This window comes from Propionibacterium acidifaciens DSM 21887, assembly GCF_000426605.1.
GTDB lineage: Bacteria > Actinomycetota > Actinomycetes > Propionibacteriales > Propionibacteriaceae > Propionibacterium > Propionibacterium acidifaciens.
In genome coordinates this window covers 1-17,013 of record NZ_AUFR01000012.1, presented here as the reverse complement: position 1 = coordinate 17,013, position 17,013 = coordinate 1, and the positions used below count along the sequence as shown (strand labels likewise).

At 71.6% G+C, this 17,013-nt stretch carries 14 protein-coding genes, 1 rRNA gene and 1 riboswitch; of the genes, 14 read left to right on the top strand and 1 reads right to left on the bottom strand.

Annotated features, from left to right (window positions below):
• Positions 1 to 142 precede the first annotated feature (142 nt).
• Positions 143 to 354, top strand: a riboswitch (cobalamin riboswitch).
• 96 nt (positions 355 to 450) lie between these two features.
• The 6 genes from nikB (at position 451) to K336_RS0105685 (ending at position 7,084) form a co-directional block, all read left to right on the top strand.
• The gene (gene nikB, locus K336_RS0105710; protein WP_021796675.1) at positions 451 to 1,395 is read left to right on the top strand and encodes a nickel ABC transporter permease; all 945 of its coding nucleotides are present in this window, start codon (positions 451 to 453) and stop codon (positions 1,393 to 1,395) included.
• Complete coding sequence (nikC, locus tag K336_RS14770; protein ID WP_081660621.1) at positions 1,392 to 2,273, top strand: nickel transporter permease; 882 nt, start codon at positions 1,392 to 1,394, stop codon at positions 2,271 to 2,273. The genes nikB and nikC overlap by 4 nt, the downstream gene beginning before the upstream one ends.
• 34 nt (positions 2,274 to 2,307) lie before the next feature.
• Entirely contained in the window at positions 2,308 to 3,912 is a 1,605-nt protein-coding gene (locus K336_RS0105700; RefSeq protein WP_021796677.1) for an ABC transporter substrate-binding protein, read from the top strand.
• 118 nt (positions 3,913 to 4,030) lie between these two features.
• Complete coding sequence (locus tag K336_RS0105695; RefSeq protein WP_043120468.1) at positions 4,031 to 4,780, top strand: ABC transporter ATP-binding protein; 750 nt, start codon at positions 4,031 to 4,033, stop codon at positions 4,778 to 4,780.
• 10 nt (positions 4,781 to 4,790) lie between these two features.
• A complete protein-coding gene (locus tag K336_RS14765) occupies positions 4,791 to 5,705 on the top strand; it encodes an ABC transporter ATP-binding protein (RefSeq protein WP_021796673.1) in 915 nt (304 codons plus the stop codon).
• Positions 5,702 to 7,084 (top strand): MATE family efflux transporter, encoded by a 1,383-nt coding sequence (locus tag K336_RS0105685; RefSeq protein ID WP_028706514.1) that lies wholly within the window; start codon positions 5,702 to 5,704, stop codon positions 7,082 to 7,084. The genes K336_RS14765 and K336_RS0105685 overlap by 4 nt, the downstream gene beginning before the upstream one ends.
• Positions 7,085 to 7,109: 25 nt before the next feature.
• On the opposite strand, the gene K336_RS0105680 is transcribed toward K336_RS0105685, so the two are convergent.
• On the bottom strand, positions 7,110 to 8,324 hold the full coding sequence (locus K336_RS0105680) for a pyridoxal phosphate-dependent aminotransferase (RefSeq protein WP_028706513.1): 1,215 nt from the start codon (positions 8,322 to 8,324) through the stop codon (positions 7,110 to 7,112).
• A gap of 100 nt (positions 8,325 to 8,424) precedes the next feature.
• Between K336_RS0105680 and argC the strand changes: the two genes are divergently transcribed.
• From argC to K336_RS0105640, 8 genes are all read left to right on the top strand, one after another.
• Positions 8,425 to 9,456: an N-acetyl-gamma-glutamyl-phosphate reductase gene (argC, locus tag K336_RS0105675; protein WP_028706512.1), complete on the top strand. Its 1,032-nt coding sequence runs from the start codon at positions 8,425 to 8,427 to the stop codon at positions 9,454 to 9,456.
• Positions 9,453 to 10,604, top strand: a complete 1,152-nt coding sequence (gene argJ, locus K336_RS0105670; protein ID WP_021796669.1) for a bifunctional glutamate N-acetyltransferase/amino-acid acetyltransferase ArgJ — start codon at positions 9,453 to 9,455, stop codon at positions 10,602 to 10,604. The genes argC and argJ overlap by 4 nt, the downstream gene beginning before the upstream one ends.
• Complete coding sequence (gene argB, locus K336_RS0105665) at positions 10,601 to 11,509, top strand: acetylglutamate kinase (protein ID WP_028706511.1); 909 nt, start codon at positions 10,601 to 10,603, stop codon at positions 11,507 to 11,509. Before argJ ends, argB begins: the two co-directional genes overlap by 4 nt.
• Complete coding sequence (locus tag K336_RS0105660; RefSeq protein WP_028706510.1) at positions 11,506 to 12,744, top strand: acetylornithine transaminase; 1,239 nt, start codon at positions 11,506 to 11,508, stop codon at positions 12,742 to 12,744. The genes argB and K336_RS0105660 overlap by 4 nt, the downstream gene beginning before the upstream one ends.
• Positions 12,745 to 12,754: 10 nt before the next feature.
• The gene (locus K336_RS0105655; RefSeq protein ID WP_028706509.1) at positions 12,755 to 13,276 is read left to right on the top strand and encodes an arginine repressor; all 522 of its coding nucleotides are present in this window, start codon (positions 12,755 to 12,757) and stop codon (positions 13,274 to 13,276) included.
• 308 nt (positions 13,277 to 13,584) lie between these two features.
• Positions 13,585 to 15,006 (top strand): argininosuccinate lyase, encoded by a 1,422-nt coding sequence (gene argH, locus K336_RS0105650; protein WP_028706508.1) that lies wholly within the window; start codon positions 13,585 to 13,587, stop codon positions 15,004 to 15,006.
• A gap of 72 nt (positions 15,007 to 15,078) precedes the next feature.
• Positions 15,079 to 16,344, top strand: a complete 1,266-nt coding sequence (gene tyrS, locus K336_RS0105645; protein WP_028706507.1) for a tyrosine--tRNA ligase — start codon at positions 15,079 to 15,081, stop codon at positions 16,342 to 16,344.
• Between the two features lie 569 nt (positions 16,345 to 16,913).
• Positions 16,914 to 17,013, top strand: a 16S ribosomal RNA gene (locus K336_RS0105640); the annotation flags it as partial.

Sequence of the window (17,013 nt, the reverse complement as noted above, 5' to 3'; positions counted from 1 at the left end):
GGGAGGCGTGAGCCTCACGGGCGCCGTCCGGCGCCCCCGTCCAGCGCTCGCCCCGGGTGAGTGCCCGATCGCGGGCGTCCGGCGTGCGGGGGCGGCGGCAGCTGGTACTCTGCTGTCGCGAAGCAAGGGTTGCTGCGCACCCCCGTGCGCAGCGCCCCCAGGTGCCCGGCCGGCCCGACGGGTCGTCCGGGAGAATAGGGAACCGCGTGGGAATCGCGGACGGGACCGCCGCTGTGAGCGTCCCGGGTCCTCATCGGCGTGAGCCGGCCACCGTCCGTCGGGAAGGTCGAGGGCCCGTCGGGGCAACCGCCCCGGGGCGCGAGTCAGAAGACCTGCCTGGGAACCGTTCCGCGTCGCCGCGGCACTTGGCGACCGGGCGCCCCTCGCGGGGTCACGAGAATCCGGTTGTGACGAACGGCACTCGTCATGATCGTGAGGTGACTTCGACCCGTGGACCCCAGATGGCTGGCCCGACGGCTGGGCCAGATCCTCATCGTGCTGGTGGGCATCAGCTTCATCACCTTCACGCTCGTCTGGCTGGCGCCCGGCGATCCCGCTCAGGCCGTGTACACCAGTCAGGGGATCACGCCCACCCCCGAGATGGTCGATCAGATGCGGGTGCGCCTCGGCCTCGACAAGCCCTTCCTCGTGCAGTACGTCACCTGGCTCGGCAACTGCCTGCACGGCGACTTCGGCACCTCGTACTCGCTGAACAAGCCCGTCGCCGATCTCATGCTCGTCCGCCTGTGGCCGACCATCAAGCTCTCGCTGGCCTCCCTGCTGCTCATGCTCGTCGTCGCCGTCCCGCTGGGCATGCTCGCCGCGGTGCGCCGGGGCGGCATCGCCGACCGCCTCGTCCGCGGCTTCAGCTTCCTGGGCATCTCGATGCCGAACTTCTGGTTCGGCCTGCTCCTCATCTGGGCGGTCGCCCTCAAACTCGGCTGGCTGCCGGTCGTTTCGACGGGGCAGGGCCTCGACAGGCTCATCCTGCCGGCCGCGACCCTGGCCTTCGCGATGATCGGCAAGTACACCCGGCAGGTGCGCACGGCCGTCCTCGAGGAGCTCGGCCAGGACTACGTCGTCGGCGCCCGGGCGCGCGGCCTCTCCGAGCGCGCCATCCTCACCCGGCACGTCCTGCCCAACGCCCAGCTGCCCCTCATCACCCTGCTGGGCCTGTCGCTCGGCTCGCTGCTGGGCGGCACGGCGGTCGTCGAGGTCGTCTTCTCCTATCCCGGTCTGGGCAACATGGCGGTCACCGCCGTCACCTCGTACGACTACCCGCTCGTGCAGACCTATGTGCTGTGGATCGCGCTGATCTACATGGTCATCAACCTGGTGGTCGACGTCTCCTACGCCCGACTCGATCCCCGCGTCCGCCGAGGAGCCCGGTCATGAGCCCATCGCACCGCATCCGTCGCTTCCTCGGCGCGCACCGGGCGTTCTGCGTCCACGCGGCGCTGGCCCTGGTCATCGTCCTGGTCGCCCTGCTCGCCGGCGTCATCGCCCCCATGAGCCCCTACGAGGCCAACCTGGCGGAGGCCTTCCAGGGGCCGAGCGCGCAGCACTGGTTCGGCACGGACAAGCTCGGCCGCGACATGGCCTCGCGCGTCATCTACGGCACCCGCGTCTCGCTGGCCGCCTCGATCGTCCTCGTCCTCGTCATCTCCGTCGTCGGCTCGCTGCTCGGCGTCATCGCCGGCTACGCGGGCGGCCTCGTCGACGCGGTCATCATGCGGGTCTCCGACATGATGATCTCCTTCCCCGGGATCGTCCTGGCCATCGCAGTGGCCGGCCTCATGGGGGCCAGCATCCGCAATGCGATCATCGCCCTGGCCGTCGTCAGCTGGACCAAGTACGCCCGGCTGGCGCGCAGCCTCGTGCTGAAGATCCGCCACAGCGACTTCGTGACGGCCGCCGAGCTCACCGGTGCCCGTCCGGGCCGCCTCATCCGCCGGTACCTGCTGCCGAACGCCCTGCCGACGCTCGTCATCACCGCCGCGACCGACATCGGCACGATGATGCTCGAGCTGGCCGGCCTGTCCTTCCTCGGCTTCGGCGCCCAGCCGCCGCAGGCCGAGTGGGGCCTCATGCTCAACGAGGGCCGCGCCTACCTGCTCGACTCGCCCTGGCTCATGATCTTCCCCGGCGCGGCGATCTGCGTCACCGTCATCGTCTTCAACCTGTTGGGCGACGCGCTGCGCGACGTCCTCGATCCCCGCCATGCCGGCCCCGACGAGGCCGTCGTGGAACTCACCACGGCCCCACTGGCCTGACCCACCACCCACCACCGTGAAGGAGCGCATTGAGATGCAGGGAATCATCGTCACCCGCCGCGGCCTGCTGGCCGCCTCGGCGGCCGGAACCGTCGTCGCCGGCCTCGGACTGACCGGCTGCTCGTCGTCCGACTCCGGCGGTTCGAGCGGCACCGAGCTGAAGTTCGGCTGCACCAACTTCTCCAAGGAGTCCCTCGACCCGTCGAACCAGCCCAACGCCGCCTGGGCGTGCATGCGCTACGGCATCGGCGAGTCGTTGTTCAAGTTCGACGAGAAGATGGTGCCCCAGCCGTACCTGGCCGAGTCCTGCACGCCCGACGACGAGCACCTCACGTGGACGATCGCGCTGCGCGAGGGGCTCAAGTTCTCCACCGGCACCGAGGTGACCGCCACGAAGGTCGCCGAGTCCCTCCAGCACATGTTCGACAAGGAGGGCTCCGAGGGCTCGTCCGCGCCGTCGACCTTCATGAAGCCGGTCTCGATCACGCCCGACGACGGCGCCCGCACCGTGACCATCGTGACCGGGAGCCCGTCGGCCGACCTCTCGGCGGCCCTGGCCAATCCGCTGTTCGAGATCCTCGACATCGCCGGCAGCGAGAACCTCGGCGAGAAGCCGATCGGCACCGGCCCCTACGCCGTCACCGAGTTCAACTCGGGCCAGGACGTCAAGCTCGTCCGCAACACCAACTACTGGAACGGCGAGGTGCCCTACGAGAGCGTCCACGTCATCTTCATCGACGACTCCTCGAGCCTCACCAAGTTCATGGCCCTGCAGTCCGGCGACGTCGACGTCACCGAGAACATCACGGCCATGTCCGACCTCGAGACGCTGCGGAACGACTCCACCTACTCGGTCTCGCAGACGATCGGCATGCGCACGGGCTTCTCGTACCTCAACGCCGCCGAGGGCCGCCCGCTCGCCAACAAGGACCTGCGCAGGGCCGTCCTCATGGCGGTCGACGACGCGACGATCACCGGGACGACGGTCGGCGGCCTGTACACCGCGGGCTGCTCGGTCGTCCCCTCCTCGCTCGACTTCGGCTACGACCAGCTCACCGACGCCACGCCCCACGACCCCGAGAGGGCCAAGCAGATCCTCGACGCCGCGGGCATCGTCGACTCCGACGGCGACGGCTTCCGCGAGCTCGACGGCACGAAGATCAACCTGGACTACCTCACCTACGAGTCCCGGAACCTGTCGGTCATGGCCGAGGCCGTGGCCAGCCAGCTCGCCTCGATCGGCATCCAGGCGACGGTCACCAAGCTCGACGCCGACACCGAGTGGAACAAGCTCGTCGCCGGCGAGTACGACCTCAACTCCAGCAACTGGATGACGGCCCAGGAGGGCGAGCCCTACAGCTACCTGGCCAACTGGTACTCCAGGAGCGGGGCCAACTACTGCGCCTACCACAACGACGAGTACGACTCGCTGTACGAGCAGCTGGCCACCCAGCTCGACACGGCCGAGCGCAAGAAGATCTATGTGCGCCTCCAGCAGATCCTCATCGACGACGCGGCGGTCCTCGTGCACGGCTACTACAACAGCAACATGTGCTCGAACACGAAGGCCGTGAGCGATGCGAGCGTCTCGACCGCGGACTACTACTGGATCACGAGCGCCTTCAAGCCGGCGAAGTGAGTCGGCGGCGATGACGGGCAGCGGGCCTGGGCCGGAGGGGCCCTCGGGGAGGGGCGCGGCGGACGATGCGGCGTCGCGCGGCGGCGCGGCGCGCGACGAGCTGCTCCGCGTCTGCGGGATGACCGTCAGCTACGACGGGGCGCTCGCCGTCGTCGACGTGAGCGTCGACGTGGCGCCCGGGGAGATCGTGGCCGTCGTGGGGGAGTCCGGCTCGGGCAAGACCACGGTGATCCGCTCCGTCCTCGGCCTGCTGCCGGCCAGCGGCAGGATCAGCGCCGGCGACGTCGTCTTCGAGGGGCGTTCGCTGGTCGGCCTGGGCCGGGCGCAGTGGCTCGACCTGCGCCGGCACCGCATGGCGATGGTCTTCCAGGACACCGGGGCGATGCTCAACCCCGTGCGGCGCATCGGCGGCCAGTTCGTCGAGTACATCCGCACGGCCGAGCCGGGCTGCTCGGCGGCGCGGGCCCGGCAGCGCGCCGAGACCATGCTCGGGCGCATGGCGCTGCCGGACCCGCACCGCGTCATGGGCTCCTACGCCTTCGAGCTGTCCGGCGGCATGCGCCAGCGGGTCGGCATCGCCATGGCGATGACCTTCAGCCCGGCCCTGCTCCTGGCCGACGAGCCGACGAGCGCCCTCGACGTGACGATGCAGGCCGAGATCGTCCGCCAGATGCTCGCCCTGCGCCGCGAGGAGGGCACGGCGATCATGATCGTCACCCACAACCTCGGCGTGGCCGCCCACATGGCCGACCGGATCATGGTCATGCGCGCCGGGCGCGTCCTCGAGCTCGGGCCGACCGAGCGGGTCATCGACCACCCCACCCATGAGTACACGGCATCGCTGCTGGCCAGCATGCCGTCGCTGTGAGGAGACGAACGTGTCCACGCCTGCGATGAGCGCCGAGGGGCTCACCAAGACCTTCCGCACCCCGGGCGGCGGGAGCCTCACCGCCTGCGAGGACGTCTCCGTCGAGCTGACGCAGGGCCGGACGGTCGCGATCGTGGGGGAGTCCGGCTCGGGCAAGAGCACCCTGCTGCGCATGCTCACCGGCCTCGAGAGGCCCACGAGCGGCCGGGTGCTCCTCGGCGAGCAGGAGATCCAGGACGTGCGCGGCTCGCTCCTGCGCGAGGTGCGCCGCCACGTGCAGATGGTCTTCCAGGACCCGCTGGGCTCCTTCGCCCCGCGCATGCGCATCGCTGAGGCGGTCTGCGCCCCGCTCATCAACTACGACGCGATCGGGCGCCGCGAGGTCGTCCCGCGGGCCCGTGAGATGCTCCGCCTCGTCGGCCTGTCCGAGCACCTCGTGACGCGCCGCCCCCACCAGCTGTCCGGCGGCCAGCTCCAGCGCTGCGCCATCGCCCGGGCGCTCACCCTCGACCCGCAGGTGCTCCTGTGCGACGAGGCCACCAGCGCGCTCGACGTGAGCGCCCAGGCCGAGATCATGGCCCTGCTGGCCCGGCTGCAGGACGAGCGCGGCATCGCCATCGGCTTCGTCTGCCACGACCTGGCGCTCGTCGCCCACTTCGCCACGACGATCCTCGTCATGCACCGCGGCCGCGTCGTCGAGCAGCTGCCCGCCGAGGGCCTCGTCGAACGGGCCCGGCACCCCTACACGCGCAGGCTCCTGGCGTCCGTGCTCGACCTGCGCGACCGCGACGGCCACCTCGGCCGGGAGCCCGGGGGCGGATCCCGCCCCCGGCCGCAGGACGAGGCCGCCGACGGCCCGCTCGTCGAGATCGCCCCCGGGCACCTCGTGGCCCGTCCCGCGTCCGGCGCCGGGGACGGTCGATGACGGCGGCGCCGGGACTCGGCGGGCGCCGGGCCCGGGTCGTCGACCTGACGGCCGGTCCGCTGGCGCCGGGGATCGTCCTCTTCGCCCTGCCGCTGCTCGGCGCCGCGCTCATCCAGCTGCTCTACAGCACCGTCGACCTCATGTTCGTCGGCCACGTCCTGGGCACCGGGGCGGCCGCCGCGGTCGGCGCCAGCGGCCTGGTCGTCACCTGCCTCGTCGGCATCTTCACGGGGCTCGGCACGGGCACCGGCGTGCTCATCGCGGGGCACTTCGGCGCCGGCCGGCACAACGAGGTCGAGCGCGTCATGCACACCGCGCTCACCTTCGGCCTCGCCGGCGGCCTCGTCCTCATCCCCGTGATGATCGCCCTCGCCCCCGCCCTCATGGCCCGGCTCGGCACGCCGCCGGAGATCGTGCCGTCGGCCGTGGTCTACCTGCGCATCTACCTGCTCGGCCTGGTGAGCGTCGTCCTGTTCAACATGGGATCGGGGGTCCTGCGCGCCCTGGGCGACTCGCTCACCCCGATGCGCTGCCAGCTCGTGGGCGGCGTGGTGAACGTCCTCGTCGACGCCCTGTTCATCGTCGTCCTGCGCTGGGGGATCGGCGGTGCCGCCGTGGCGACGCTCCTGTCGCAGACGCTGGCGGCCGGGCTCGTCCTCCTCGCGCTGCGCCGCCTCGACGAGCGCTACCGGCTGCGCCTGTCGCGCTTCCACCTGCACCCGGTCACGCTGCGCGAGATCCTCGCGATCGGCCTGCCGGCGGGTGCGCAGGCCCTCGTCATCACGCTGAGCAATGTCGCCGTCCAGTACCGGATCAATGCGCTGGGCATCTGGGACATCGCGGCCTTCACCGTCTGGTTCCGCGTCGAGAACTTCATGTACATGCCCATCATGGCCCTCGGCCAGGCCGCCTCGACCTGCGTGGCCCAGAACCTCGGCGCCGAGGACCGGCCGCGCACCCGGCGCGCGGTGCGGGCCTGCTGCCTCATCGGGGCGGTCGTGACGGTCGTCCTGGCCGGGGCTCTGCTCGTCGGCGTGCGCCCGGTCCTCGGCCTGTTCACCGCCGACCCCGAGGTGATCGCGCGCGGCACGACGATCGCCCGCATCGTCGCGCCCTGCTACGTGCTCTTCGCCCTCATGGAGGTCGTCTCCTCGTCGATCCGCGGCGCCGGGCGCGCCCTGCCCCCGATGATCATCGTCGTCAGCGCCCTGTGCGGCCTGCGGGTGGTGCTGCTCATGGCGCTGCCGCGGGTCTTCGGCACGGTCGGGCGCGTGGCCCTGCTCTACCCGCTGTCCTGGGTCGTCACCGACACGGCGCTGCTGGTCTACCTGCTGGCGCGCCGCCGGCTGCTGTGGGGCGATGCGCCCGCCGCGAGGTGAGGACGGTCGGGGCGGGGCCGGGCGCTCAGTCGCGGCGGGTCTCCTCGCAGTATTCGGCGAGGCGGGCGAGGGCCTCGCGCAGCACCTTCTCCTCGGGCAGCGCCACGAGGCGGAAATGGTCCGGGTCGGGCCAGTTGAAGCCGCGCCCGTGGCTGATGAGGATCTTCTTGCGGCGCAGCAGGCCCAGTGCCCACTCCTCGTCGTCCTCGATGGGGAAGCGCTCGGGGTCGAGGCGGGGGAACAGGTACAGCGCGCCGTCGGCCGGTACGCAGCTGACGCCCTCGATCCCGTCGAGCAGCCGCTGCGACAGCATGATCTGGTCGTGGAAGCGTCCGCCGGGGGCCACGAGGGCGTCGATCGACTGGTAGCCGCCCAGGCAGGTCTGGATGGCGTGCTGGGCGGGCACGTTCGCGCACATGCGCATGTTGGCCAGCAGGTGCAGGCCCTCGAGCAGGTCCTCGGCCGCGGCCAGCGGACCGGTGACCGCCAGCCAGCCGGCGCGGAAGCCGCAGGCGCGGTAGGCCTTCGACAGGCCCGAGAAGGTGAGGCACAGGACGTCGTCGCCGGCCGGGCCCGCCGCGTGGACGTGCTCGCCGTGGTAGATGATCTTCTCGTAGACCTCGTCGGAGAGGACGATGAGCCCGTGCTCGCGGGCCAGCTCGACGATGCCCCGCACCGTCTGCCCGCTGTAGACGGCGCCGGTCGGATTGTTCGGGTTGATGAGCACGATCGCCTTCGTGCGCGGAGTGATCCTCGCGGCGATGTCCGCCGGATCCGGGTTCCAGCCGTTCGACTCGTCCGACAGGTAGTGCACCGCCCGGCCCCCGCACAGGGTCACCTGGGCGGTCCACAGCGGGTAGTCGGGGGCGGGGATGAGCACCTCGTCATCGACGTCCAGCAGGGCCTGCAGGACGATCGAGATGAGCTCGCTCACGCCGTTGCCGAGCATGACCTGGTCGACGTCGACGTCGAGGCCCTTGGACTGGTAGTAGTTCGCCACGGCGGTGCGGGCCGAGTAGATCCCGCGCGAGTCCGAGTAGCCCTCCGACTCGGGCAGGTGGGCGACCATCGAGCGCACCACCGAGCCGGGCGTCTCGAAGCCGAAGGGGGCGAGGTTGCCGATGTTGAGCTTGAGGATGCGCTGCCCGGCGGCCTCCATGCGCTGCGCCTCGATCATGTTCCTGCCCCGCACGTCGTAGCGCACGCCGCGCAGTCTGGAGGCCTGGTTGTATGTGGTCATCGGAGCATCCTCGTCAGTCGGAACGGACTGCGCTCCACCCTAATCCGTCCCGCCACGGACGAGATCGCATAGTTATTTTCACCGTGGCATACTTATGCTCATGTCGTACACAGCAGCAGTCGCCGGGTGCACCGGCTACGCCGGGGGAGAGGTCCTCCGGCTCCTCGCCGGGCACCCGATGATCGAGATCGGCGCGCTCACCGCCGGGGCCAGCGCGGGGACCCTCCTGGGCGAGCACCACCCCAACCTCCTCGACCTGTACGACCGGCCCGTCGTGGAGACCACCGCCGAGAACCTCGCCGGCCACGACGTCGTCTTCCTCGCCCTGCCGCACGGCGCCTCGGCCGCCGTCGCCGACCTGCTGCCCGCCGAGACCCTCGTCATCGACTGCGGCGCCGACCACCGCCTCACGAGCGCCGAGCGCTGGAGGGCCTTCTACGGCACGCCCTACGCCGGCGCCTGGCCCTACGGCCTGCCCGAGCTGCCCGGCCAGCGCGAACGGCTGAGGGGCGCCCGGCGGATCGCCGTGTGCGGCTGCTACGTCGCCACGAGCACGCTCGGCCTGCTGCCGGCCCTCACCGGCGGCCTCATCGCCGGCCGTGACATCACGATCGCCGCGGCCTCCGGCACGAGCGGGGCCGGGCGCAACCCCCGGCCGAACCTGCTCGGCTCCGAGACGGCCGGCTCGGTGAGCGCCTACGGGGTGGGCGGCACGCACCGCCACATCCCCGAGATCCTCCAGAACCTCGAGCTCCTGGGGGCGCGATCGCCCTCGATCAGCTTCACCCCGCTGCTCGCTCCGATGCAGCGCGGCATCCTCGCCGTCATCACCGCGCCGGTCGACCCGTCGATCACGGCGGAGCAGGTGCACGAGAGCTATCGGAGCGCCTACGCCGACGAGCCCTTCGTCCGGGTGCTGCCGCCGGGCGTCTGGCCCGCCAGCGGCTCGGTGCTCGGCTCGAACTCGGTCGTCGTCAACGCGACCGTCGACGAGGCGGCCGGCCGGCTGGTCGCCGTGTCCGCCCTCGACAACCTCACCAAGGGCACGGCGGGCAGCGCCGTGCAGTCCATGAACCTCGCGCTGGGACTGACCGAGACGACCGGCCTGTCCACGATGGGAGTCGCACCGTGACCGTCACCGCACCCAAGGGCTTCCGCGCCGCCGGCGTCGCCGCCGGCCTCAAGGCGGGCGACCGGCCAGACTTGGCGGTCGTCATCAACGACGGCCCCCACGACGTCGCCGCTGGCGTCTTCACCTCGAACCGGGTCTGCGCCGCGCCGGTCATCTGGTCGCGACAGGTCCTCGCCGACGGCGCGCTGCGGGCCGTCGTCCTCAACTCCGGAGGCGCCAACGCCTGCACCGGAGAGGAGGGGCTGGCCGACTCGGCGGCCACGGCCGACGCGCTGGCCGGCCTGCTCGGCACGGCGAGCCACGACGTCGCCGTCTGCTCGACGGGGCTCATCGGCGAGCGCCTGCCCATGGACCGACTGCTGCCGGGAGTCGGGACGGCCGTCGCCGCGCTGTCCGCCGACGGCGGCGCCGATGCGGCCCGCGCCATCATGACCACCGACACCCGGCCGAAGACGGCCGTCCTCTCCGGCGACGGCTGGTCGATCGGCGCCATGGCCAAGGGCGCCGGCATGCTCGCCCCGGCCCTGGCCACGATGCTCGTCGTCATCACGACCGATGCCGTCCTCGACGCCGAGCAGGCGCGCACCGCGCTGCGCGCCGCCACCGAGGTCTCGTTCAACCGCCTCGACTCCGACGGCTGCCAGTCGACGAACGACACCGTGCTGCTCCTGAGCTCCGGCGCCTCCGGGGTGTCGCTCGACACGAGGGAGTTCGCCGCCGCCCTCACGACCGTCTGCCTCGACCTCGGCGCCCAGCTCCTGGGCGACGCCGAGGGCAGCGGGCACGACATCGAGATCCTCGTGCGCGGCGCCGCGAGCGAGGCGGACGCCCTCGAGGTGGGGCGCGCCGTCGCCCGCTCGAACCTGTTCAAGTGCGCCGTCTTCGGCAACGACCCGAACTGGGGCCGCGTGCTCTCCACGGTCGGTACGACGAGCGCAGCCTTCGAGCCGGACGAGCTCGACGTCTCCTTCAACGGCGTCATGGTCTGCCGTGGCGGCGCGATCGGCGAGGACCGCTCGCTCGTCGACCTGCGCCCGCGCCGGGTCGAGGTCGTCATCGACCTGCACGCCGGCGGCGAGCAGGCCCTGGTCTGGACCAACGACCTGACGTACGGCTACGTCAAGGAGAACGCGGAGTACTCCTCATGAGCAGGGTGCGCAGCATCGACCGGGAGGCGGCCATCGGCAAGGCGGGCACGCTCATCGAGGCCCTGCCGTGGCTCGAGCGCTACGCGGGGCGGACGATCGTCATCAAGTACGGCGGCAACGCCATGGTCGACGACGACCTCAAGCGAGCCTTCGCCGAGGACATCGTCTTCATGCGTCGCTGCGGGGTCAAGCCGGTCGTCGTCCACGGCGGTGGCCCCCAGATCAGCCGGATGCTCAAGCGCCTCGACATTCGCAGCGAGTTCCGCGCCGGGCTGCGCGTCACCACGCCCGAGGCGATGGACATCGTCCGCATGGTGCTCGTCGGCAAGGTGGGACGCGAGCTCGTCAACCTCATCAACGACCACGGCCCCTACGCGGTCGGGCTGTCCGGCGAGGACGCCAGGCTGTTCACCGCCGTACCGAAGAAGGTCAGGGTCGACGGCGTGCCGATGGAGCTCGGCCAGGTCGGTGAGGTCACCACCGTGCACCCCCAGGCCGTCCAGGACCTCATGGCCGCGGGCCGCATCCCGGTCGTCGCGACCGTCGCTCCCGGCGAGCACGAGGAGGTCTTCAACGTCAACGCGGACACCGCGGCGGCCGCCCTGGCCGTCGCGCTGGGCGCCGAGCGCCTCGTCATGCTCACCGACGTGGCCGGCCTCTACTCGGACTGGCCCGCCAGCGAGGACGTCATCACCCAGATCAGCGCGGGCGAGCTGCAGGAGCTGCTGCCCGGCCTGGTCTCGGGGATGCGCCCCAAGATGGAGGCCTGCCTGCGGGCCGTGCAGGGCGGGGTGAGACGCGCCACGGTCATCGACGGGCGCGTCGAGCACTCGCTGCTGCTGGAGATCTTCACGAACGACGGCATCGGCACGATGGTCCGGGCCGAGGAGGACGAGGAACTGTGAACGATGAGGTCACCGGGAGGGACTCCGACGCCCCGGCCACCAGCCAGCGGGCCTGGGGCGAGCGCTACGACAGGACCCTCATGAACACCTTCGGCCATCCCCGGCGCGTCTTCGTGCGCGGGCGGGGCGCCGACGTGTGGGACGCCGACGGCAGGCACTACACCGACCTGCTCGCCGGGCTCGCCGTGCACGCGCTCGGCCACGCCCACCCGGCCGTCCTCGAGGCGATCTCCGGGCAGGCCGCCACGCTCGGGCACATCTCGAACCTCTTCGCCTCCCCGCCCCAGATCGAGCTGGGGGAGCGGCTCGTCGGGCTGGCGACCCTCGATGCGCCCGGGACGCCCGCCCGCGTCTTCTTCGCGAACTCCGGCACCGAGGCCAACGAGGCGGCCTTCAAGCTGAGCCGCCGCACCGGCCGCGGCAGGATCGTCGCGATGGAGGGCTCCTTCCACGGGCGCACGATGGGCGCCCTGGCGATCACCCACAACGAGCACTACCGCGAGCCCTTCGAGCCACTGCCGGGCGAGATCGTCTGGGTCCCCTACGGCGACGTCCCCGCTCTCGAACGGGCCGTCGACGAGACGGTCGCCGCCGTCGTCCTCGAGCCCGTCCAGGGCGAGAACGGCGTCGTCGAGCCGGGCCCGGACTTCCTGCCCGCGGCCCGGCGCATCACGGCCGCCCACGGCGCCCTGCTGTGGATCGACGAGGTCCAGACGGGGCTGTGCCGATGCGGCCGGTGGTTCGCCCACCAGCGCGCCGGCATCGCGCCCGACGTCATCACCGTCGCCAAGGGCCTCGCCAACGGCTACCCGATCGGCGCCTGCATCGCTCTCGGCGACGCGGCGGGCCTGTTCGGCCCGGGCCAGCACGGCACGACCTTCGGAGGCAACCCGATCGCCTGCGCGGTCGGGTGCGCCGTCCTCGGGGTCATGGCGGATGAGCGGCTCGCCGACCGGTCCGAGGAGCTGGGCGCCCACTTCGCCGGGGCGGTCATGGCCCTCGGCGATCCCCGCATCGACCTGGTGCGCGGACAGGGGCTGCTGCGCGGCATCGTCCTCAACCGGCCGATCGCCGCCGGGGCGGCCGATGCCGCCCTCGACGCCGGCTGGATCATCAACGCGCCGCGCCCCTCGGTGCTGCGCCTCGCCCCGCCGCTCATCGTCACCGCCGGGCAGCTGGACGCCTTCGTCGCCGCTCTGCCGGGTCTGCTCGACACGGCCCAGGAGCGCTCATGAGGGGGCGACCGTGAGCGCGAGCGCCTCGGAACGGGCGGGATCCAGCAGGGTCGCGCGCCAGGGCCTCATCCTGGAGCTGATCCAGGCCCATGAGATCGGCTCCCAGAACGAGCTGGCCGACATGCTGGCCGAGCACGGGATCAGGGTCAGCCAGGGCACCCTCAGCAAGGACCTGCTCGACATCGGCGCGGTGCGCGTCCGCTCGTCGGCGGGCGTCCTCGTGTACGCCCCGCCGGGCCTCGACGTCGCCTCGGACCGGACGCTGCGCGAGCAGCGGCTGGCCCGGATCTGCGCCGAGGTGCTCGTCTCGGCGGAGGCCTCGGCCAATCTGCTCGTCATCAAGACGCCGCCGGGCGCCGCCCAGTACGTCGCCTCGGCCATCGACCGCGTGAGCCGGCCTGCGATCCTCGGCACCATCGCCGGGGACGACACCGTCGTGGTCGTCACCCGGAGCCCGGACGGCGGCCAGGCGGTCGCCCAGTACTTCCTCGCGATGGCCCGGACCGGCCGTCCGCCCGCGTACCGGGGGTGAGTCGTCGGCACCGACGACGCCCGCGCGCCGGGGCGGGCCGCCGGGCCGACGACGGGCGGCGCGCACCCGTGCCCGAAGGGGCTGCGGCCCGTCCGGGCACGGCGTTCCCACGGCGCCCGGTCGATGGCGCCGCCTCTTGGAGGAGCGCGTGCCTGCGGACGGGCGGTGCGGGCCCGGGCGGCGTCCTCGGACGTCCGCTCCGCCGGACCCGCCTCCGGGCGAGCGCGTGCGGGGCCGGGGCGCCGGCCCCGTAGAATCCACTGCGGTGCGACGGGACGCGCCGTACGACGAGCACGAGAGGCGAGGGCATGAGCGAGGGTCATCAGCAGGGTTTTCTGTGGGGCGGGCGTTTCTCCGGCGGTCCGGCCGAGGCGATGTTCGCCCTGTCGGTCTCCACCCGGTTCGACTGGCGCCTCGCCCCCGATGACATCGCCGGCTCCCGCGCCCATGCCCGCGCCCTGCACGCCGCCGGCCTGCTGACCGATGCCGAGCACGCCACGATGGACGCCGCCCTGGCGAGGATGGCCGAGGAGCTGGCCGACGGGCGGCTGCACCCGGCCCCCACCGACGAGGACGTCCACGGGGCCCTCGAGCGGATCCTCACCGAGCGGGTCGGGCCCGAGCTCGGCGGCCGGCTTCGGGCCGGCCGCAGCCGCAACGACCAGATCGCCACGCTCATCCGCAGCTACCTGCGCCGCGAGATCCGCTCCCTCGCCCTCGACGTCTGCGGGGTCGTCTCCGCCCTGTGCGCCCAGGCGCACGCCCATCCGTCGGCGATCATGCCGGGTCGCACCCACATGCAGACCGCCCAGCCCGTCCTGCTCGCCCACCAGCTGCTCGCCCACGCCTGGCCGCTGCTGCGCGACGTCGACCGTTTCCGGGACCTCGACCGCCGGTTGGCCGTCAGCCCCTACGGCTCCGCCGCCCTCGCCGGCAGCTCGCTCGGACTCGATCCCGAGCAGGTCGCCCACGACCTCGGCTTCGAGGACTCCGTGCTCAACTCCATCGACGGCACCTCGGCCCGCGACCTGGTGAGCGAGACCGCCTACGTCCTGGCGCAGATCGGCGTCGATCTCTCGCGCCTGTCCGAGGACGTCATCGCCTGGACGACCCCGGAGTTCGGCTTCGCCCGGCTCGACGACGCCTGGAGCACCGGCTCGAGCATCATGCCGCAGAAGAAGAACCCTGACGTGGCCGAACTGGCCAGGGGCAAGGCCGGCCGGCTGATCGGCAATCTCACCGGCCTCCTGGCCACCTTCAAGGGCCTCCCCACCGCTTACGACCGCGACCTCCAGGAGGACAAGGAGCCGTTGTTCGACGACATCGACCAGCTCCACGTCCTGCTCCCGGCCGTCGCCGGTCTGGTCGGCACCCTCGCCTTCGACGAGGGGCGTCTGGCGCTCGCCGCCCCGCGCGGCTTCTCCCTCGCCACCGACATGGCCGACTGGCTCGTCCGTCGCGGCGTCCCCTTCGCCCGCGCCCACGACATCACCGGTCGGGCCGTCCAGTTCTGCGAGGCTCACTCGTCGGAGCTGTCCGAGCTGAGCGACGAGCAGCTGGCCGGCATCGACCCGCACCTCGAGCCGTCCGTTCGCGACGTCCTGACGATCACCGGCTCGGTCGCCTCGCGCTCCGGCCGCGGCGGCACGGCCCCGCAGCGGGTCGCCGAGCAGCTCGCCGCCGTCGAGGACGCCGTCCGCGACGCCGCCGCATGGGGCGGGCGGGCCTGAGCCCCGCCCGGGCGGGGCTCAGGCCCGCCCGCCCCGTCCGCCCGGCCCGACGCCCTGGCATAGGCTGACCGGGTGAATGCGCTCCTCGACGACCTGGCATGGCGTGGCCTCATCTCGACGACCACGGACGAAGCGGCACTCGCCGCCCACCTCGACGAGGGGATGGTCACGAGTTATGTGGGCTTCGACCCCACCGCGCCGAGCCTGCACATCGGCCATCTCATGCAGCTCATCCTCGCCCGCCGGCTCCAGGAGGCCGGCCACCGCCCGCTCCTGCTCGTGGGCGGCGCCACCGGCCTCATCGGCGATCCCAAGATGACCGGCGAGCGCGTCATGAACACCAAGGAGACGGTGGCGGGCTGGGTCGAGTCGCTGCGCGACCAGGTGAGCCGCTACGTGAGCTTCGAGGGGGCCAACGCCGCCCAGATCGTCAACAACCTCGACTGGACGGCTGAGATGTCGGCCCTCGACTTCCTGCGCGACGTCGGCAAGCACTTCAGCGTCAACAGGATGCTGGCCCGCGACGTCGTGGCCCGCCGGCTCGACGAGGGCATCAGCTACACGGAGTTCAGCTACGTCCTGCTCCAGTCCCTCGACTACGCCGCCCTGCACGAGCGCTACGGGTGCACCCTCCAGACCGGAGCCCAGGACCAGTGGGGCAACATCACCGCCGGCATCGACTACATCCGCCGCACCACCGGGGACGTCGTCCACGGCCTCGTGACGCCCCTTCTCACGAAGGCCGACGGCACCAAGTTCGGCAAGACCGAGAGTGGAGCCGTCTGGCTCGACCCCGAGCGAACCTCCCCGTACGCCTTCCACCAGTTCTGGCTGAACGCCGAGGACGCCAAGGTGGTCGACTACCTCAAGATCTTCTCCTCGCGCAGCCGCGACGAGATCGGCGAGCTCGAGGCGCTCACCCGGGAGGCGCCCTTCAAGAGGGCGGCCCAGCACGCCCTGGCCGACGACGTCACCGACCTGGTCCACGGCGTCCGGGCCCGCGAGGCCGCCGAGGCCGCCGCCGCGGCGCTCTTCGGCCGCGGCGAGCTGCGGGCCCTCGACGAGGGGACCCTCGCCATGGTCATGGCCGAGCTCGGGGCCGTCGAGCTCGGCCCGGTCGACGGCCGGCTGCCGCTCGTCACCGAGGCGCTCGCCGCCAGCGGAGTGGTGCCCTCGAGGTCCGCCGCCCGCCGGGCCGTCGCCGAGGGCGGCGCCTATCTGAACAACCGGCGGATCACCGACGTCGACGCGCGCCTGGACGAGGACGACCTGCTCGTCGGCAGGTACGTCCTGGTGCGCCGCGGCAAGCGCACCGTTGGGGGCCTCATCGTGCCCTGACAAGGCACGACGGATCCCTTCCGAGGTCCATGACCCATGGACTTGCACGGTGCCACGCTCGAGGGTATCGTTCTCTCTCGCCCCTCGCGAGGCGGTCTTTCCCGAGACCCGCCGAGCAGGGGCCGTCCGACCGGATGACCGACGGCCATGAGTCATCGGTTCCGGTGGGGTGGGAGGTCGACAACGACATCCGAACTCCGTGCGGCCGACGGTGTCGGTCCCCGGGGCAGGAGTCGACTTGACTTCCACCGGTCGGTTCCCTAGAATTGATCGAGCTGCCGCAGGGCGGTGGTGTGAAGTGGGGATTCGGGTGGCCTGCTTTTTGGTGGGTTGTTCGGGTCGTGTGCGTGGCTGGGGCTTGTGTGGTTCTGGTTGTGTTGTGCGGTTGTTTCTTGATAACTCAACAGCGTGTTTTTCAGTCAGTGTTTTCTGTGTTGGCCTGTTGTGGGCTGGCATGGTTTTTCTTTGAGTGGACTTTTCTGTCCTGTCTGGTTTTTCTGGATGGGGTCGGGGTTGTTCTCTTGTTGTTTTTGTCGGGCCGGGTTCTTCGTGGGTCTGGTCCGGTGGTTTTTACGGAGAGTTTGATCCTGGCTCAGGACGAACGCTGGCGGCGTGCTTAACACATGCAAGTCGAACGGTAAGGCGCTTTCGGGCGTACACGAGTGGCGA